Raw genomic sequence first — 20601 nt, forward strand, 5'->3', positions numbered from 1 at the left:
GTGGTTACACCCGCTTCTTGTCGAAGTCGGCCTTGCGGCCGGTGCCGTACTTGCGCAGCGCGCCCTCGGGGCCGCTCGCGTTGGGACGGATGAAGATCCAGTTCTGCCAGGCGGTGAGCCGGCCGAAGATCCGCGTCTCCATGGTCTCGGGGCCCACGAACCGGTGGTTGGCCTCCATGCCGGTCAGGGCGTCCGGGCTCAGGGAGGCCCGCTCCTCGAGCAGGATGCGGATCTCGTCCTCCCAGTCGATGTCGTCGGGGGCGTCGGTGACCAGGCCCGCCTCCTCGGCGTCGGCGCCGGTCAGGCGCTCGCCCACGCGCTCGTGCAGCTCGGCGACGTGCTCGTCGTCGCCGTAGAAGCGCGAGGCCAGGCGGGTCAGGCCGTTGCCCATCGGGAAGGCGCCGAAGTTCGACTCGGTGAGGACGATCTGCGCCGGGTCCTGCTCCTCGTCGGCGTCCTCGAAGACGCCCTCGAGCATGTACTGGCGGTCGCAGGCCAGCGCCAGCTCCAGCAGCGCGCCGGCGAAGCAGCTGCCGGGCTCGATGAGCGCGATGAGGCTGCGGCTCGTGACGTCGAGGCGCTTGAGCGTGCGCTTGAAGTAGTGGCGGATCTCGTTGACCAGCCAGTCGGTGCCCGAGTGCTCGGCGATGACCCGCTCGAACGCCAGCGCACCCTCCACCGAGCCCTGCGTGCGGATCAGCCACGTGCCGATCTCGAGCTCGTTGGTGCGCAGGCGCAGGATCAGGTCGTCGAGCTCGCGGGTCATGGCCAGCGGCCAGAAGTCGGCGCCGAGGGCGTGGATGCGCTCGAGGGACTCGGGCACGGTGCCGGGCTCGGGACCGAGGACGGTGATCGTCGCGGTGCGGGCCTCGCGGTCGATCTCGCAGCGGACGTTCGGGTAGGTGATGCGCCCCAGAGAGTCGGACTCGTCGGTGACCTCGCGACGCAGCGGGGGCAGCGCGACGCCGGTGGCGTCGGTCGGGCGCGACGACCCGGCGGCGGCCTCCGCGGCCCGGGCCCGGACCGTCTCGTCCCACTGCTTGCGGGACACCGTCTCGTCGACGAGCTTCCACTCGACGGCCTTCGGGCCCTGGAAGCCCTCGGACTTCGTGGCGAAGATGTCGGCGCGGTCCTTGCGGACGTGGCGCTTGTCGGTGACGCGGGTGAGCCCGCCGGTGCCGGGCAGCACGCCGAGCAGCGGCACCTCGGGCAGCGCGACCGCGCTCGAGCGGTCGTTGACGAGCAGGATCGTCTCGCAGGCCAGGGCCATCTCGTAGCCGCCGCCGGCCGCCGTGCCGTTCAGCGCGGCCACCCAGGTCTGGCCCGAGTGGGCGGTCATGTCCTCGATGCCGTTGCGCGTCTCGTTGGTGAACTTGCAGAAGTTCACCTTCCAGGGGTGGCTCGACTGCGCCAGCATCCGGATGTTGGCCCCGGCGCAGAAGTTCGAGTCCTTGCCGCTGGTGAGCACCACGCTGCGCACCTCGGGGTGCTCGAAGCGCAGCCGCTGGGTGATGTCGTAGAGCTCGATGTCGACCCCGAGGTCGTACGAGTTGAGCTTGAGCTCGTACCCCGGGACGAGGCCGCCGTCCTCGGCGACGTCGAGGTAGACCCAGGCCGTCTCGCCGTCGACCTCCAGGCGCCAGTGCCGGTAGCGCGCCGGGTCGGTGTCGAAGTCGACCTGTGGAACGGTCTCGGGGTGTGCGGCCGGCGCGTCGTCGAGAACGGTCACGGTGGTGGTCCTCCCTTGTCGTGCGCTCCACACTCTACGAGAATCCGACGACAGTGCATAGACCTGTAGAACTTTGGGGAGGTCACGATGACATGGCACTGGGTGGCCGAGCAGGACCCCCGCTGGGACCAGGAGAAGGCCGCGGCGCTGGGCGACCTGCCGCCCACGCTGTTCGGCCTCGGCCACCCCGAGGTGGGCCGTCCGCTCGGTGACACGTGGTGGCGCGTGGAGGACGACACGGGCGCCGCACTCGGCTACGGGCGACTCGACGACACGTGGGGCGACGCCGAGATCCTCATCGTGACCGCGCCGGACCGGCGCGGCTCGGGCGTGGGCGCCTTCGTGCTGGAGAACCTCGAGCGCGAGGCCGCCGCCCGCCAGCTCAACTACGTCTACAACGTCGTGCCCACGCGCCACCCCGAGGGCGACGCGGTCCGGACGTGGCTGACCGACCGGGGCTTCGACGCCACCGAGGTCGGCGAGCTGCGCAAGCGCGTCGCGAGCGGCGCGGCGCCGGGCGGCAGCTAGGCGACCAGCGTCGGGAGCTGGCGGCGCAGGCCGTCGCGCAGGCCGTCCAGCGCCCCGGGCGCGCCCGCGAGGTGGCGCAGCAGCGCCTGCTGGAACAGGCCGTCGACGGTCGCGTAGGCGAACGACGGGGTGCAGGTCGGGACGGTCTCGAGAAGCTCGGCGTAGGCCTGCACCGTCCGCCAGATCATGCGCTCGAGGCTGTCGTCGATCTCCGCGACGTCGGCGCGGAAGGACTCCTCGAACAGCGACTGCGTGCGCAGGTCGTACCAGAGACGGTGCAGCACCGCGTCCTGGTCGAGGGTGCCGACGAGCGCGTCGCACACCCGCGCGAGCAGCTCGGACGGGTCCCCCGCCGGGGCGACGATGCCGTCGTAGCGCTCCACGCAGTGCGCCTTGTAGCGCCGCACGCCGTGGGTGATGAGGTCGACCTTGTCGCGGAAGTAGTAGTGCAGCACGCCGTGCGAGAAGCCCGAGTGCTGCGCGATCTCCCGCAGGCTCGTGCGGGCGTAGCCCAGCTCCGAGAGCGTCAGCAGCGCGGCGTCGGCCAGCTGCCGGCGCCGCTCGTCGAACTTGTCGACCTGCCGGCGCGCGATGCGATCGGCCGACCCGGCGGTGCTGGCCATGGCCAGGAGCGTAACCGTCTTGGACAGTCGTCCAAGAGAATCTTGACGCTCGTCCAGACGGCTCCCTACGTTGTGACCTGCGTCGCAGTCGGCGGCGCACGGGCGGCGGGAGGGACAGACGGATGAGTGACGAGCTCGCCGGGCGCAGGGTGCTGATCACGGGCGGCGCCCGGGGCCTCGGCGCCGGGATGGGCACGGCCATGGCGGCCGCGGGCGCCTCGGTGGTGCTGGCCGACGTCCTCAAGGACGTGGGCGAGCAGACCGCCGCCGGCATCCCGGGCGCGCACTTCGTCGCGCTGGACGTCACCGACGACGCGCAGTGGGAGGCCGCCGTCGCCCAGACCGTCTCCGAGCTCGGCGGGCTCGACGTCGTGGTCAACAACGCCGGCCTCGAGGTCACCTCGCTGCTGGTCGACACCGAGCCCGACGACATCCGCCGCATGCTCGAGGTCAACCTGCTCGGCACGATGCTCGGCATCAAGCACGCCTTCCGCGCCATGCGTCCCGGCGGCGCCGCGGGCCAGGGCGGCGCGGTCATCAACGTCGCCTCGGTGGCCGCGACCATCGCGTTCCCGGCGATCGCGGGCTACTCGGCGACCAAGTCGGGCGTCGACCGGCTCACCCGCGTCGCCGCCATGGAGTCGGGCAAGCTCGGTTACGGCGTGCGCGTCAACTGCCTCTACCCCGGCCTGGTGCCCACCGACATGGGCGTCAAGCTCGCGGTCGAGACGTCGGGGCTCGGCCTGTTCGAGAGCCCGGACGCCGCCGTCGGCGCGGTCGTCGAGCTCACCCCGTCGGGCCGCCTCGCCGAGGTGTCCGACATCGCCGACGCCGCGGTGTTCCTCGCGTCGGACAAGGCCCGCTTCGTCAACGGCATCGGCCTGCCGGTCGACGGTGGGATGGGCATGTAGTCGTGTCCTTGACGTCCTGGCTCGACAAGGGGGCCTCGCTCGACCCCGGCGCACCCTGCCTGACCCTGGACGGGGTGTCGCTGACCTACGGCGACGTCGTCGCCCTGAGCCACCGGGTCGCCCGGGCGCTGCGGCGCTCGGGCGTCCGGCCCGGCGACAAGGTCGGCATCCTGTCGGCCAACGACCCGATCGCCTTCGCGTGCGTCTTCGGCGTCGCCCGGGCCGGCGCGGTGTGGTGCCCGATCAACCCGCGCAACGCGGCGGCGGAGAACCAGGAGCTGCTCGCGCTGTTCGACTGCGCGGCGCTCATCCACCAGGCCGGGTTCGGCGAGCTGGTCGACGCCATCGCGCCCGGCCTGCCGCAGCTGAGCACCGTCGTGTGCCTCGACGGGGCCCGCGGGGCGACGCCGTCGTTCGGCGACTGGCTCGCCGCCGCCGACGGCGACCCGCCCGCCGAGGCGGCGCCGCCCGACGACGTCGTGGCCCTGGTCGGCACCGGCGGCACCACCGGGCGGCCCAAGGGCGTGATGCTCACCGACCGCAACCTCGAGGCGATGTCGGCGATCACGCTGATGAGCTATCCGTTCGAGGGTCGGCCGGTGTACCTGGCGCTCGCGCCGCTGACCCACGCGGCGGGCGTGCTCTGCTTCCCGGTGATGGCGCTGGGCGGCGAGATCGTCGTCATGGCGAAGCCCGACGTCGCGCGCTTCCTCGCGCTGATCGAGCGCCACCGCGTCACGCACACGTTCCTGCCGCCGACGCTGATCTACATGGTGCTGGGCCACCCGGATCTCGCGTCGACGGACCTGGGCTCACTGCAGTGCTTCTGGTACGGCGCGGCGCCGATGTCGGTGTCCCGGCTCGAGGACGCCCTCGAGCGGATCGGGCCGATGGCGCAGCTGTTCGGGCAGTCCGAGGCGCCGATGATGGTGTCGACGATGTCGCCGGCTGATCACCGTCACGCCGACGGGACCGTCGCGCGTGAGCGGCTCGCGTCCGCGGGCCGGCCGTCGCCGCTCGTCACGGTGGCGATCATGGGCGAGGACGGGACGCTGCTGTCCCGCGGCGAGCGCGGCGAGATCGTGGTGCGGGGCTCGCTGGTGATGGCCGGGTACTACCGCAACCCGCAGGCCACCGCGGAGGTCTCGGCGCACGGCTGGCACCACACCGGCGACATCGGCTACCTCGACGCGGACGGCTACCTGTTCATCGTCGACCGGGCCAAGGACATGGTCATCACCGGCGGGTTCAACGTGTACTCCGCCGAGGTCGAGCAGGCGCTGATGGCCCACCCGGACGTGCGCGACTGCGCGGTGGTCGGCCTGCCCGACGACAAGTGGGGCGAGCGCGTCACGGCGGTGATCGAGCTCGCGCCCGGCAGCACGGTGTCGGCGGACGACCTCGCCGCCTTCGTCAAGGAGCGCCTCGGCAGCGTCAAGGCGCCGAAGCAGATCGAGTTCTGGGACAGCCTGCCCCGCTCGACCGTCGGCAAGATCCTCAAGACCGACGTGCGGGCGGCCCTGACGCGCTCCTAGCTAGGTGGACCGCTTGCGGTGCGCGCGGAGCTGGTCGGGGGTCGGGCGGAAGACGGCGCCGTCGTTGTAGCGGCGCTCGAGGTCCGTCGCGACCTCGTCCATGAACGCCTCGACACCCGCGGACATGTTGTCCGGCACGCCCGTCGCGTCGGGGCGTCGGGCGGTCCAGAAGATCGCCGCCCGGAAGCGGGCGAAGACGGCGTCGTTGACGTAGAAGCTGCGGTAGCCGTTGCCGTCGGGGTCGATCGAGGGGTCGTCGAGGGCCGTCGCCCACTGCTCGTCGGCGACCGGCTTGCTCCGGCGGCGAGCGCCGCGGGCGGCGGCGGAGCCGGAGCGCGGACGGGACGTGCCCCCGGCCGCGGCCGCCCGGGCCGGCGGGGGTGGTGTCGGGTTCCGCCGACCCGTGTCCGTGGGACCCGGTTCGGGTGTGTCCGGCGCCGGGCCCTCCGGGACCGTGTCCTCGGGACCCGGTGCGGGGGCGGCGGGTACCTCGACCTCCGGAGCCGTCTCCGTCGGGACCGCCGGCTCGGGCATGGCCTGCTCGCTCGTCGGGGCGGCCGTCGGGCGCCGGGTGGCCCGGCGCGGGGCGGGCGCCGGGGCGTCCGGATCGATGCTCATCCGCCGGCGCAGGGCCTCGGCCTTGGAGCTCACGCCGAGGCCTCCGCGTCCTGCTGGCCCGCGGCGCGGAGTTCGAGCACGAAATCGCGGAAGATGGCGGCGAGGTTCGACGACGCGACATCCCGGCGGTCGCCGAGCCGCTCCCCGAGCTGGAACGCCTCGTGGACCGTGGCCCGCCGCGGGACCACCGCGCGGACCTCGTCACCGAACTGCTGGCGGACCTCCTGGTAGATGGCCTCGTCCATCCCGACGCGCATGTCGAATCCGCTGAGGACGACACCGGCCCACTTGAGCGGATGCGCGCGCTGGATGCGCTCGACGCGGACCCGCGCCTCGAGTGCCTTGCGGATGGCGTCGCGGGTCGGCGCGATCGGCGCGTAGGCGACGTCGGCCGCGTACATCGCCTGCGCCACCAGGGAACCCGTCCGGCCACCGGTGTCGATCATCACGAGTCCGTAGGCCGACGAGAGTCCCGCCTTCTCCAGCAGATCCCGCAGGAGCCACGTGTCGAACAGGTTGGCCTGCGCGACCGCGCCGAGAGAAGAACCCGCGGGAACGAGGTCGACGTCCTCCCACTGCGTGTCGAGCACTTCCTCGCCGAGTCGTTGCGCGCCCACGTCGATGTCGAGCTCGGCCGATCCGTCGACCGCACCCGCGGCCTCGAAGACGTCGCCCAGTCCGGTCGACTGCGCCGGCACCCCGAACTTCGTGCTCGCATTGCGCTCCGGGTCGGCGTCCACGATCAGGGTCGGGATGCCCAACCGCGACGCCTCGCCGGCCATCAGCACCTGCCAGAGCGTCTTGGCCACCCCGCCCTTGCCGCTCAGCACGGTCACTGCGGTCATCTGTCGCTCCTGTCTCTAGCTAGAGAGGCGTCACGGGCAAGCCTCGTGTGTCTGGCCCTGCTGATCTCACTCGCGTTCAGGGCGAGAGGGGCCAGCGACGCATGGACGGTAAGACATGGGGAGCACCGCGTGGGGCCGATAGCAGGAACTGCTCGCGGCTCCCTCCCGACACACCGTCGTCGCCGGCGGGATCACCCCGTCGCTTGACGGGGCGGCCGACGCCCGTGCTAGCTTCTCGACGTCGCGGTGCTGACGACCCGCACTCGTGACGCCCCGCAGGACCCGCCGCGTGAGCTCCGGCCGCGAGCGACCTGCCAGCAGGACCGGTGAGACCACCGCGTGAGCCCCAGGCCGCGGATGGCAGCCCCACCGTGAGCGTTCTCCTCTCCCTTTCCTCTCGGCTCCGCTCGTCGGCGGCCGACACCTCTCCGGCAGGAGCGCCGTTCCATGTCCCCCGCCGGTGTCCGCCGTGGCACCCAGCGCCTGCTCGACGGTCTCGTGACCGTCGTGCTGCGTGCGCTGGTGTGGTCACTCGGGCTCGCCGCGGGTGCGCTGGTGCTCTGGTTCGCGTCCCACGTCGTCGCCGCCGTCCCGTCCGTCGCCGCCACCCGCGAGGTGCAACTGGCGGCGAACGCGACGCCGGTCGTCGCCGCGGGACCGCCGCTGCCGAAGTTCACCGGCGTCGCCACCGCCTCGGACGCCTCCAACTCGGCACCCGGCGCGAACAGCAGCGGCTCGACCTCGGACTCCGCGAACTCCGCACCGGCCGCCAGCGGTGGGGACACGGGAGGCGGCGCCTCGGACTCGTCGAACTCCGCGCCGGCCGCCCAGGACGATTCGGGCGGCGACGACTCCGGCGGCAGCGAGTCCTCCGACTCCGGCAGCAGCGACTCCGGAGATTCGGGCAGCGAGTCCTCCGATTCGGGCGACTCCGGCGACAACGGTTCCGGAGATTCGGGCAGCGAGTCCTCCGATTCGGGCGACTCCGGCGACAACGATTCCTCCGGTGGCGACCAGGACGACGACGGGCGCCAGCCCGGCCCGGGCACCGCCGCGGAGGACAACGGCTCCGGCGACTCCGGCGAGTCCGGCGACACCGCTTCCGACAGCGGCAACCAGAACGGTGCCGACACCGACACCGACACCGACACCGACAACGGGAACGCCGACGGTGACGACGGCGGGTCGAACGACCAGGAAGCCTCCAGCGGCGACCAGAACGACGACGGCCGCCAGCTCGGCCCGGGCACCACCGCCGACGACGCCGCCGCGGACGATCAGGGCGACACCCCGGACGAGCACCAGGCCGACCAGACCGGCGACCAGAACGACGACGGCCGCCAGCCCGGCCCGGACACCACCATCGACGACAACGGCGCCGCGGGCGGCGACACCAACGCCGACACCAACGCCGACACCAACGCCGGCACCGACGAGGGCGGCCAGGGCGGCCAGGGCGGCGAAGCCGGCGGCTCGGAGGAGCACCGGACCGATCAGACCGGCGACCAGAACGACGACGGCCGCCAGCCCGGCCCGGACACCGCCACCGACGACGCCGCCGCGGACGATCAGGGCGACACCCCGGACGAGCACCAGGCCGACCAGACCGGCGACCAGAACGACGACGGCCGCCAGCCCGGCACCGACCCGAGCGCCGGCGGCCGGGAGGAGGAGACCGCCGACGCGCCGCAGGACGAGGGCGCCGCCTGGACGACGGATGCCGCGTCCACGGACGGCGCGACGGACGACGCAGCCCTGTGGACACGGGAGGGTGGGTCGGTCGAGGGCGACGGCGTCACCGGCGACCACCGGACCGAGGCCTCCGAGGACCCCGGCACGCAGCCGATCGACTCCCGAGCCGGCCCGGACGGGACCCCCTCCGGAGACCAGGACGACGACGGCCGCCAACCCGGTCCCGGCACCGGCGACGCCGGCCACCCCGCCGTCCGGCCAGCCTCCGCGACACCCGGCGACCAGAACGACGACGGCCGTCAACCCGGCACCGGCGGCGATGACGGAGCCGTGGACGGGCCCGTCGCCCAGGACGCGGCGACCGCCCCCACGGGGGACCAGAACGACGACGGTCGCCAGCCCGGTCCGGACACCGACGATGGCAGCGACCAACCGGCCGTGCAGCCCGCCTCCACCACGCCCGGTGACCAGAACGACGACGGTCGCCAACCGGGCACGGCCGGCGACGAGGAGCCTGCCGACGACGCGGGGCAGTCCGACGACGACGTCGGTCCCGACGGCGAACCCTGGGACGCGAAGTACGTCCCGGTGCCCGACGCCGGCACCGGCGAGCCGCTCCCGAACGGCAACGGCGACGTCATCGGGGTCAACGACCGTGGTGACCGCATCGTCGAGTACGAGGGCGGCGGGCGCGGGACCGTCGACAGCTCGGGCGCGAGCAACGACATCGTGGGCATCGAGGGCAGCTCGGCGGAGGAGGCCGGCCCCGAGGCCCAGCAGATGGTCGAGGACTACTACGAGCAGCAGCGCCGGGACGAGGCCGGCGAGACCGCGCCTCCCGGCGACCCGGCGACGCCCGAGGAAGCCGCCGAACAGGGCGGTCTGTACCAGGGCGGAGCCGACCTCGGCCGTGACCTGGGGGACGTCGCCGACACGGTCGACGGGTCGGACCGTGACCCGGACACCCTCGCCGACCACGGTTGCGCGAGCGCCGGCGGGGTCACCGGCTGCTCGGCGTCGGTGACCGACGCGGAGGGCCAGGAGCACCGTGCCGTCTCGCTCGACGGCACCGTCATCACCGGTGATCCAAACCGCGAGGCCCGGGTCGACGTCCCCGGTGTCGGCTCCTCCGGATGCGACGCCGGGGGTGCCTGCTCGAGCGACGCGGGCGGTATGACCGTCGACTCCCACGGCGACGGCGACCACGGCGGCCGCATCACCCGTGACCCGGCGACCGGGCTCGTCGACGGCACCTACAGCGGCGACGGGCGAGCGGCGGACGACCAGGGTCGCGTCGCGGACACGACCGACGGCGGCCGGATCGACCACGTCGGCCCCGACCCCGACGGCCCCGTGGTCATCGCCGGCGGCGGCACGGGCGACCTCACCGACGCGCAGGGCAACCACGCACAGGTGCACGGGACGAACGACGACGGCACCGGCGGCAGCAGCACCCTCACCGAGGGTGCGGACGACGGGCCCACGCGCTTCCACACGGACGGCCGCGACTGGGACGTGACGACGCCGGTCGGCGACCGCGAGGACGTCGTCCGGGGCGCCGCCCCGACCGACGCCGAGGTCCGCCTGCGCGGCGAGAACGGCGAGGCCGCGCACGTCGACTGCGGGGAGTGCAGCGCCCGGTTCGCCGATGGTGAGGGCGGCGCCGCCCCCCAGGGTCGGCTCGACGCCCAGAGCCGTGGCCCCTCGGGCGAGCGCGCCCGCGTCGACGCCACCGGGCGCGCGTCCGAGGTCCACGACGCCACCGGCCGCCGCTACGAGAACCGCGACGAGGAGGCCGGCCGGCTCGCGCTGGTCGGCACCGACGCCGAGGGCTGGGGCGGCAACGCCTCCTGCGTCGGCGACTGCTGGGCCCGCGACCGCACGGGAGCCGAGACGCACGTCGGCACCGCGGACGTCACCGACCCGATGAACCCGACCGACGAGGACGGGACCCCGCGCACCGAGCACCAGCTCGGCACGATCAACCACCGGTTCGCGACCGGTGCGGACGACGGCGGCGAGTGGACCGTCGGCAACATCTGGGAGCAGACCGGCTCCACCACGGCCGGCGGCACGGTGTCCTACGACCCGACCCACGGTGGTGGGGGCAGCGTCACCCAGTTCTTCCCCGACGCCGTGGACCGGGGCGGGGCGGCCTGCGACTTCGGCTCCGGCGCCACCTGCTCCGCCGCGAGCGCGGACGGCGAGCACCGCGTGAGCATCAGCGGTCCGACGACGATGGACCCGGCGCCGGGCATCGAGCCCGACCAGCGCGGGGTCCGGCTGTCCTACGACGGGGGCTGGAGCACCTCGGAGATCGCCGTCGGCTCGGACCCGACCAACGTCGCTCCCGACGCGGAGCGCATGCCGTGGCTCGCCGTGCCGGACCAGGCCGTGACCGACCTCGACGGCCGCTACACCCACGGTGCCGAGCGCCCCGTCGACACCCGCGCCGGCGCGCTCCCCGGCCAGGCGGAGTCCGGGCTGCCCGCGCTCACCGTCAACGGCCCCTGGTTCGAGAGCGCCCGCGACTCGCTGGGCATGAGCACCCTGCGCAGCCAGGTCGGCGAGCAGGAGTCGGCGCGGACGGTGGGGCCACAGTTCGACGACGTCCAGCGGCAGCTGCTCGACGGCCTCGCCGACGGCGTCATGTCACCGGACGAGCAGCGCGCCATCACGGCCGGCGCCGACGCCATCGACGAGCAGCACCCCGGCGTGGTCGACCGCTGGAGCGACGACCGCGGCCTCGTCGACGCGATGAACGCCTACCAGCAGGCGCAGCCGGAGTACGCCCAGTACCTCGCCGCCCGTTCCCCCGAGGTCACCTGGCAGGCACTGGGCGTCCCCGAGGGCGACCCGCGGCGCGGCCAGGCGCCCAGCGGTGAGGACGTCCGCGCGGCTGCGGACGCCATCGTCGCCCGGCAGCGCGGCGTCATCGACGCCCGCAACCGCCTCGACGACCTGGCGGGGTCGCCACAGTCGCAGGACGTCGCGCGGCGGGCGGACGCGTGGGAGGACCAGCTGGCCGCCGCACAGCAGGGCGGCATCACGCAGGCCGAGGCCGACGCCCTCAACCGGACGCGCGACGGCATCGTCGCCGACGCGGCGCCACTCGACGCCGAGCAGCGCGACCTGCTCGGGCAGCTGCGCGGCCAGCAGCGCGACCTGCGGCACGTCGACCAGGCGCTCGCGACGACGTCCGGCATCGACGGCCTCGACACGCTCCCGGATCCGGCCTACGCCGCCGGGCTGGCCCTGCCCGGCGGCACCCTCGACGTGGTCGACCACCTGCAGGACGGCCTGCCCGCGCCGACCGACCAGACCTCGACGGACTACCAGGCCGCGCTGGGCCACATCCGGTCGATCGCGGACCTGCAGTACCGGGGGGCGCTCGACGACCAGCGCGACATCGTCAGCCCGCTGGGTGCCGCGCGGCTGCCGTCCACGACCGTGCCCGACATCCCGGGCGCCATGCGTCTGGGCACGGTCGTGGACGACGAGCTCGGCCGGCCCACCGGCGCGCTCACCGACGACTACTACCGGCGCCTGCTCGACCCGTCCACGGCCCAGCAGCGCCCCACGCCGGACCAGGAACAGATCGACTACGACCCCAACACCCTGATGCGGCTGGCGGCCGGTGCCGGTCCTGACCCGTACGGCGCGACCTACGACCCGAGCGGTGTGCGCGACGCCGCCGACCGCCTGGTCCTCTCCGATCCGGGGGGTGTCCTGGCGGCGCACTACGCCACCCAGGTCGACCAGGACCCCACCGGGCAGCGTGGTGCGGCCGGCACGTGGTTCGACCAGTCGTGGCTCGAGCCCGACGACTGGGACGCCTGGACCGCGCAGCTCGACGACGGTGGCCGCGACGATCTCGCCGACGTCCAGGACCGAGCCAACAAGCCCTTCTGGGACGCCGTGGCGGGCCGGATCGCCGACAGCCAGAACCGGACGAGCGGCATCGATCCCACCGAGGCCCGGTTGAACCCCGGCGCCAACGAGGCCGTGGCCGAGGGCATCGTCGCGTTCCCCCGGCTCGCCGAGTCGCTCTGGACCGAGGTCGGCTACCCGGCGGCCGGGCTGGGCGCTCCGGACTGGGCCCTTACCGAGGAGACCGTGCGCGCCCGGGAGCAGGGCCTCCCGGCGTCGGAGGTCCGCCCGTTCACCGACGGCATAATCCACATGGTGCAGGGCACGAGTGGGCGCGTCACCGGCCTCGTCACCGGTGACTGGGACGCCGCGACCCGCGGCTACGTCGGCGACCAGCTCGACCCGGACGGCCGTGTGGTCACCGACCGCATCACGGGGCGACCGATTGCGGCCAACCCGTGGATGACCGCGATGGAGGACCTCGGCACCGTCAGCCTCGCGACCGGCCCGGTCGGCGGAGCGATGGGCCGTGGCGCGGCCGGCTTCTCGACCCGTGCCGGCGCGTTCGCCGACGAGGCGGCGGCCCTCCGGGCCGGGCTGCGGGACACCCCGGACGCCGACGTCGTCCTCGGCGGGCAGCGGTGGTCCCCCGCGGCGGCGGCCCAGCGGGCCGACGCCCTCGACGTCATGGCCGGCCGGTACCGCGGCTACGCCGACGGCATGGCCCGCGATGCGCGGTGGGTCAACGGTGTCACCCAGGCCGGCGCGGCGCCGATCCTGCTGTGGACGCGGGGCGGGCGGGTGCTCGCCGACGCCGGCGGCCGGGGCCTGCAGGGTGGCGGCGACGCTCTCATCCGCGCCGGCGACCGCCGCACCACCGTCGCCGAGGACGGGACCGTCACCCGATCCGGTCCCGCCGCGGCGATGGACCGTGCCGGTCGGGGGCTGGGTCGCGCCGGTCAGACGCTGCGGGACATCGGGGACGGCGGTCTGCTCGGAGCGGACCGCACCGCCCGGCAGACCGCGCTCGACCGTGAGCGGCTCGGGGTGGACCGCACGACCGATGTCGAGGGCATCGCCCGCGCTCACACCGAGTGGTTCGGCGAGAACCCGCGGCCCGAGCGCGGGGCCGACGAGTCCGCGGCCGACCACGCGGTGACCGACGCCGCGTGGAACGCGGAACGCCGGGCCACCGACGACGCCGCCGACCGTCTCGTCGACCGACGCGGGCGGACCCGCGCCGAGGGCGTCCCCGCCCGCGACGGCGACCGCACCGAGACCGCGGACGCCTCTCCCGCCGATCCCGACCGGCAGGTCCCCCCGCAGGGCCCCGGCGGCCCCGGCGGGCCGGACGGCATCCCACCGACGCCCGGCGCGGCCGGCGGCTCGCTCGGCGGGGCCGGCGGCGGAGGTCCCGGGGGCGGCGGCGCCACCGGTGTCGGCGCCGCCCTTCCCGATGGCGCTCCCCTCCGGAGTGCCGAGGGCGACGGCACCGTCCTGCCCGACCGCGCGGGCGACGGCCCCACCCGGCACGCCGGGGAGAGCTCCGGCCTCGACCCCCCGACCCTCACCACCGACCAGCTCACCGCCCGCGGCGCCCGGCCGGTGCGCGAGATCGCCGACCAGCTCGGGCAGACCGAGCAGGCCGTGGGCGACCTCGTCGCCCGCGACGTGGCGACCGGTGTCGAGCTGGTCCGTGACGAGGCGGGCACGACCTACGTCGCCCGTCCCGAGGCCGCCCGCGACACCACACCCGACAGCCCCGCGACCGCCCCGGCGGCGCTGACGCTCACCGACCTGGCCGAGCGCCACGGGCTGTCCGAGAGCACCGTCCGCGAGCACCTTGAGCGCGACCAGGCCGGCCGGTTCGAGATCGTCACCGACGAGGCCGGCATCGAGCGTGTCGTCCCGCGCGAGCGGCCCGACGGCGCGGAGACGGGCATCGTCCGGGACGACCCCGCCCTGCGGGTGCGCGCCGCCGAGATCCACCGCGCCGCGCGGGAGATGGCGCAGCGCCCGGCCGAGGACCTCCTCGCCGAGCTGCGCGCCGACCCCTCTCCCGACCGGGTCGTCGCCGCCGTCACCGCCGTCCACGACCGCGCGGCCGAGACCCACAACGCCGCTCACCCCGAGGCGACGCAGCGGCAGGCGGTCACCCCCGAGATGGTCGAGGCCGACCTGGCCCTGCTCGACGGCTTCCTCGTCCAGAAGGAGACCGGCGGGCGCAAGACCCAGATCGGGATGACCTACCTCGCCACCCGTCTGCTCCGTGCCCACCTCGATGGTCGCCCCCTCCGCGGCGGCACCGACCTCGTGGTCCACTCCCCCGAGACCGCGACCGACGCCCTGCGCGGCTACACCGACTTCGTCGACGCGCTCAACGGCCGGTACGGCACGGACTTCTCGGTCGGCCACCTCCGGTTCGACGGCGACGCCGCCGTCCGCCGCGCGGCCGCCCGCTCCGCCGACATCACCATCGGCACGATCCAGGACTTCGGCTTCGACAACGTCCTGCGCGACGCGACCCCGGCCACCCGCGGGACCGGACGTTCCGAAGTCCGGCTGGTCGACGAGGCCGACCTGGTGATGGACCACGAGGGGCGCACGCCGCTGCGGGTCTCCGGCGGCCAGGGCCGGCACACCCCGGTCCGGGATGTGATCGCCGCCGACGACATGGCACGCGCCCTCGACCGCGACCTGCACCTCACCGACGGGCAGCAGGTCAACCGGGTCGGGCTCGACCACCTGCGACGGGCGTTCGGGCTCGACCTGACCCTGCCCCGGAACGCGGCTCTCCGCGCCCGCCTCGACCGGGCCGTCTGGGCGCGGCACGTCCTCCCCGACGGTGCGTGGGCGATCCGGGAGGGGCGTCTCGTCCTGGTCGACGAGATCGCGGGGCGCGCCCTGCACGGCCGGACCTACCAGGACGGCTACCAGGCCGCGCTCGAGTACCGCGCGTTCGGCAACCCGTGGCGGATCACGTCGCAGCGCCGGCTCGTCGGGGAGACGACGGCGCAGGACGTCCTGGGCGATGGCGCCGACGTGGTCGGCATGTCCGGCACCCTCACGACGTCGGCCGCCCGCCTCCACGAGCGTTTCGGCGGGCGCGTCTACGTCGCCCCCCGCAACCACGCGTCCGCCCTGCGCGGACCCGACGTGCCGTTCCGGCACACGAGCCAGGACGCGAAGATCGCGGCCGCCGCCGGCGAGATGCTGGACACCGCGGCGACGGGCCGGCCCCAGCTGGTGTTCTCGTCCCCCACGCGCCAGGGCGACCTCGTCGCCGCGATCGAGGCGCACAACGCCCGCGTGCGCCGAGAGGCGCAGGACGCCGGGCTCGACCCCGCCGGCGCGCCGGTGCTGCGCTACGAGGTGATCGACCCGTTCATGCCCGAGACCGGCCCGGGCAGCGTCGCGGAGGTCGTCGCGCGCGCCGGCGAGCCGGGGAAGATCACGATCGCGACGAACCGCGTCGGCCGGGGCACCGACGTCCACATCACGCCCGAGGTCGCGCAGGCGGGCGGTCTGCACGTGATCGTCACCGACACCGTACCCGGCTGGATGTTCGACCAACTGCGCAGCCGGGCCGGTCGCGACGGGCAGGCGGGCACGTTCACCCAGCACGTCGCCCTCGACGACGCTGCCCTGCGCACCCGCGACGGCTACGTCCTGGACACCGAGGCGCCCGCCGCGCTGACGGCGGACAGCCCCGAGCTCGCGCTCCTGCTCGACGCGCAGCAGCGCCTCGGGGACGACGCGGTCGAGGCGGCGTTCCGTCGTGGCGACCCCACCGGCGCGCCGGGCATCACCGCCCTCGTGCCGCGCGGCCGGGTCGTGGGCGAATGGTCGGCGCTCCCCCGGGGCGCGGCCGGGATCGACCTCCCGCAGTACGCGATGGCCCGGGCCGGCGAGCGGATGCCGGGTCTGGACGACGCGCAGTGGGCCGAGGTCCAGGCTCTCGCGGCGCGGGCCGGCGCGGTCCCCCAGGCCGGCGCGCAGGCGGGCCGGCTCGCCCAGCTCCTCCCGGAGCGGCAGCTGTACTACGACCCGGCGCGCACGCTGCGGACGGTCACCGAGGCGGCCGCCGGCCTCGACCGCGCCGCCGCGGTCGGCGCCGCGACCGGCCTGTCGCCCGCGCAGATCGCCGACACGCTCCAGGTCGCCGAGGGTCTGCTCCGCGCGACGCCGGGGACCGGCGGTGAGCTGGCCCTCGGGCATCTGCCGTCGGACGAGCTGCAGGCGCTCGTCGACCACCTGCGCGGCCGGCCCGACGTCGACGCCGGGGCCCTCGACGCGGCCCTGTTCCAGCTGCGCGCCGCGCAGGACGGGGTGCCGGGCGCCGGGCGCGCACCGCTCTCCCCCGCGGCCGCCCGCCAGCAGGCGCTCGACCGGCTCAGCGCCGCGGGCACCCCCGTGACCGTCGCGACCGTGCAGGCCGCGCTGGGCGAGCTCACGGACGCCCTGCACCCCGCCGAGCAGGCCCTGTGGGACCGGCGCAACCAGCTCGAGGGCCTGCTCGCCGACCTCGACCTCGACGCCCCGGCGCGCGAGGCGCTCTACGCGGCGCTGCAGCAGGAGGGCATCGGTACCGTCGCCGCCCTGCTCGCCCGGGGCGACGAGGGCCTCGGCGAGGCCGGCGCCGCCGCGGTCGCCGCGGCCCGGGCCCGGCTGGCCGAGACCCCGCTCGCCCCGCTGCACTGGCGTCGCGAGCACCGCGACGACCTCGCCACGCACCCCGCGTGGGGCGACGAGCAGGTGGCCGCGGTGGCCGGCGAGCTCCTCGCCGACATCTACGGCGGCGCGCCCGGCGAGTGGGCCGCGGAGGTCCGCCTGCCGGTCATGCTGCGGGCGCTCGGGCTGCCGTCGGTCGTCGACCTGCTCGTGCGGATGCACGCCGCCGGGCTCCTGCCCGCCGGGCTCGACGCGATGCTCGGCCGCGCCGAGCGCGGCGAGCTGACGCCCGCCGACCTCGCGGTGCTCGCCCCCCGCGCCGCGGGCGCGACCCTGCGCGACGCGCAGGCGCCGGGCGAGCGGCCCGGGCAGCTCGTCGCCCTGGCGCTGATCGACCTGCACCTGCGCACCGCCCACGGCGTGCGGCCCCTCCAGCCCGGCCCGGGCGCCGCCCGCGTCGACGAGCTGCGGGCGGCCGGTGCCCCGGCGGCCGCGGTGGACGACCTGGTCGACGGCCTCGAGGGCCCCGGCCGCACCCTGGACCCCGCCGCCCTCGAGGAGCTGTTCCTCCGCGCCGGCGCCGACCCCGCAGGCTTGCGCGAGCAGGTCGACACGTTCGCCGTCGAGAACGGCCTCGGCTGGGACGACGGCCTGCGCGACGGCGTGGCCCGCGCGCTCGGGGATGCGACGCGCCCGGGAGCCGGCGGGACCGGCGGGAGTGGTGGCGCGAACACCCCCGGTGCGCCCGGCGACGGCACGCCCGGCCCCGGTGACGACACGCCCGGCACCCCCGGCGGCCCCGCGGTGACGTCCGGGACGGCCCCGGCCACGGGCGGCGGCGCGGGCTCCGGTGCCGCCGGGACGCCCGACGGCGACGCGGCCGTCGCCCCGGCCGACGCCGGTGCCGCCGGCGCCGTCCAGACCTCCCGGCTCGGACGCCGGCTCGCGACGGCCTGGGCCCGCGGTCCCCCGGCGCTCGGACGCTTCCTCGCCACGCTCGGCGTCGGCACGCTGATCGCGCTCGGCCCCCTCGGCCTGCTCGAGGTCACGGGACCGGTTGCCGACCGCGCCGCGACGTCCGCGCTGCACGACACCGGCGCGACCGCCCTCCCGGTCGCCGTCCCCGTCGTGGGCACCGACCGCCCGGCCGCCCTCACGCTGCGGACCGGCGACACGCTGGGCCGGATCGCCCGGTCCCTCGGCGTCGGTCTCGACGAGCTCGCCGCCGCCAACCCGACCATCGCCGACCTCGACCACGTCGCGGTCGGCCAGCAGATCGCGCTGCCGGCGAGCTGGCAGGGCACCTGGGACGTGCGCCGCGGCGACACCCTCGGCGCCGTCGCCGGACGCTTCGGGCTCACGCCCGCGCAGCTCGCCGCCCAGGACCCCGGCCGCTTCGGTGGCCGCAGCCTCGACCTCATCCGCACCGGCGAGACCCTGCGGATCGGCCCCACCCCGGCCGTGCCGGGCCAGGGTCAGCCCGGCCCGGGCCGGCCCACGACGACCACGCCCGCCCCGACGACGACCCCCTCCCCCACCCCGACCCCCACGACCGGCACCCCCACGACCGGCACCCCGACCAGCGCCGCGCCCGCCGCGGCGTACCCCTGGTGGCGGTGGGTCGGCGGCGGCGCGGCGGGCCTCGGCGCGACGGCGCTCGCGGTGCTCGGCCGCGCCGCGGGGCAGCGCTGGCGGGCCGCGCGGGCGGTGGGCCGCCCGACGGCGCTGCGGGTGCTCGCCGCCGCCCCGCCGCTCGGTGCCTCGTGGCGGGAGCGGCCGCCGTGGCGGATCGTCGATGCCGTCGACCGCCAGCACGAGGCGGTCGCCACCTACGAGCGGCGCACCGCGACCGTGCCCTGGCTCGCCGCCCGGCTCGCCGAGCTCGAGCCGACGTGGGACGAGGGCCGCATCCGGCAGGAGATCGCGACCGCGCTGGACGTCGACCCCGCCGCGGTCGACGCCGCGGCGGCGCTGCCGATCACCGTTCCCCCGGCGCCGCTGTCGTCGACGCGACCGCCGGAGACGACGGGCGCCGGCACGCTCGACCGGGTCGCCGAGGACGTCGCCGACCGGCGCGTCGCCGTCGAGCGGGCCACCGAGCGGGTCGAGGACGCCCTGGCCGCCGCTCGGGGCAGCGGTGCCCGCACGGTCGCCGCCGCCCTCGGCATCGACACGTCCCGCGCCGCCGGGCTGCTGGCGGACCTGCCGGACGCCGCCGCCCGCCAGGCCGTCGCGCTCGACCGCCTCGCCCGGGCCCGACCCGGGACGCCGCGTCCCGACCTCGCCGCCGGGGAGCAACGCCTGGCCGAGCTGCTCGACCGGATCGCCGCGCTGGTCACGGCGAACGCGCCCGCCGCCCAGGTCGACCGCGTCCGGGGGCAGGTCGTCGACCAGGCGCGCCGCCTGCGCGACGCGCGCCACGGCCTCGCCCCGGAACCCGACGGCTTCCAGCGCCGGCACGGCACCGACGTCCCGACCGGCCCGCGGCCGGCCGCCACGCCGATGACCGACCTCCGCCGCGGGCGTCTCGCCGCCGCGCTCGCCGAGGCCGCGCCGCTGCCGGGTGCGCCCCGGGTCGCCCGGGAGCTGGCCGGCCTGGCCCTGGCCGTCACCCGCGAGCTGCTCGACCCGTCGCTCGGCACCGCCGCCCGCGACGCCTGGGCCGCCCGCTTCCCGACGGCGATGCTGCCGGCCACTGTCGCCTGGGCGACGCTGCCGATCGGGTCCGCGGCGCCGTCGGCGCACACCTGGCGGGGCGACGCGCTCGAGATCGAGGTGGAGCTCGGTCAGGGCCCGGGGGCCGCGGTCCACGAGGTCACCGAGGCCCTGCTCGGGCGCGCCGGGTACCCGGCGCCGGCGGCCCACCGCATCGCGACCCTCACCGAGCGGGCGGTGCCCGGCCAGGTCGTCACGGCCGACCGCTGGCTGACCCTCCGCGGCCGCCGCGAGGCCGCCGCGCTGCGCGACGCCGGCCGCCACGACGAGCTGGGCGCGATGCTCGAGCGCCACGAGGCCCTGCGCGTCGAGATCGCCGACCTCGGCCCGGCCGGGCGCTGGAGCGGCGTCCCGGACGCCGACGCCTGGCGCGCCGTCGACGCCGCCTACGCCGGCGACCTCGCCGCCGAGATCCGCCGGACCCTCGCGGGCGAGCGCCGCGACGAGGCGCTGCGCCGCGCGGGCCGCGGGCTGCTGCGCCTCACCGGGGTCCCCCAGGCGCTGCTGCACCGCGCGGCGCGGGCGACCGCCGCCCGCGAGGACGTCGGGTTCGCCGCGGCCCGCGCGGAGCACCGCCGGGCCGTCGCGGAGCTGGCGCGGGCCGAGGCGACGTACGCCGAGCGCGCGGCGTGGCTGCCCGGCCTCGCGGCGCGGCTGGTCGGCACCCCGGACCCGGTGGCGACGGAGGGCGCCGCCCTGCGCCTCGACCCCACCACCGCCCGCGCGGCCGTGACCACCGGCCCCGGCGCCGCGATGCGCTTCCTCCCGCTGGCCATGCCCGCCGCGGGTGTCGTGGACGCCGTCCGCGCCGAGGTCGACCGCCGGGCCGCCGCGGTCCGGCAGCGGGCGACGGCCGCGGCGGAC

8 protein-coding genes are annotated in these 20601 nt (G+C 76.0%); 4 read left to right on the forward strand and 4 right to left on the reverse strand.

Annotated features, from left to right (window positions below; genetic code table 11):
• Nucleotides 1-4: 4 nt before the first annotated feature.
• A complete protein-coding gene (boxC, locus tag ABD994_RS11780; protein WP_345414388.1) occupies nucleotides 5-1729 on the reverse strand; it encodes a 2,3-epoxybenzoyl-CoA dihydrolase in 1725 nt (574 codons plus the stop codon).
• Between the two features lie 87 nt (nucleotides 1730-1816).
• Between boxC and ABD994_RS11785 the strand changes: the two genes are divergently transcribed.
• Nucleotides 1817-2257, forward strand: a complete 441-nt coding sequence (locus tag ABD994_RS11785; protein ID WP_345414389.1) for a GNAT family N-acetyltransferase — start codon at nucleotides 1817-1819, stop codon at nucleotides 2255-2257.
• Here ABD994_RS11785 and ABD994_RS11790 read toward each other — a convergent pair.
• The gene (locus tag ABD994_RS11790; RefSeq protein ID WP_345414391.1) at nucleotides 2254-2880 is read right to left on the reverse strand and encodes a TetR/AcrR family transcriptional regulator; all 627 of its coding nucleotides are present in this window, start codon (nucleotides 2878-2880) and stop codon (nucleotides 2254-2256) included. The two genes, ABD994_RS11785 and ABD994_RS11790, sit on opposite strands and share 4 nt — an antisense overlap.
• A 122-nt stretch (nucleotides 2881-3002) precedes the next feature.
• Between ABD994_RS11790 and ABD994_RS11795 the strand changes: the two genes are divergently transcribed.
• Both ABD994_RS11795 and ABD994_RS11800 read left to right on the forward strand, forming a co-directional pair.
• Nucleotides 3003-3791, forward strand: coding sequence for an SDR family NAD(P)-dependent oxidoreductase (locus tag ABD994_RS11795; RefSeq protein WP_345414393.1), 789 nt, complete (start codon nucleotides 3003-3005; stop codon nucleotides 3789-3791).
• Between the two features lie 2 nt (nucleotides 3792-3793).
• Nucleotides 3794-5326 (forward strand): acyl-CoA synthetase, encoded by a 1533-nt coding sequence (locus ABD994_RS11800; RefSeq protein ID WP_345414395.1) that lies wholly within the window; start codon nucleotides 3794-3796, stop codon nucleotides 5324-5326.
• Here ABD994_RS11800 and ABD994_RS11805 read toward each other — a convergent pair whose 3' ends face one another.
• Both ABD994_RS11805 and ABD994_RS11810 read right to left on the reverse strand, forming a co-directional pair.
• Nucleotides 5327-5977, reverse strand: coding sequence for a hypothetical protein (locus ABD994_RS11805; protein WP_345414397.1), 651 nt, complete (start codon nucleotides 5975-5977; stop codon nucleotides 5327-5329). It lies immediately after the preceding gene.
• Nucleotides 5974-6789: a ParA family protein gene (locus ABD994_RS11810; RefSeq protein ID WP_345414399.1), complete on the reverse strand. Its 816-nt coding sequence runs from the start codon at nucleotides 6787-6789 to the stop codon at nucleotides 5974-5976. The genes ABD994_RS11805 and ABD994_RS11810 overlap by 4 nt, the downstream gene beginning before the upstream one ends.
• Before the next feature lie 447 nt (nucleotides 6790-7236).
• On the opposite strand from ABD994_RS11810, the gene ABD994_RS11815 reads away from it, so the two are divergent.
• A partial coding sequence (locus ABD994_RS11815) for a LysM peptidoglycan-binding domain-containing protein (RefSeq protein WP_345414401.1) occupies nucleotides 7237-20601 on the forward strand: 13365 nt, incomplete at its 3' end.

Source organism: Actinomycetospora chlora (assembly GCF_039542135.1).
GTDB classification, from domain to species: domain Bacteria; phylum Actinomycetota; class Actinomycetes; order Mycobacteriales; family Pseudonocardiaceae; genus Actinomycetospora; species Actinomycetospora chlora.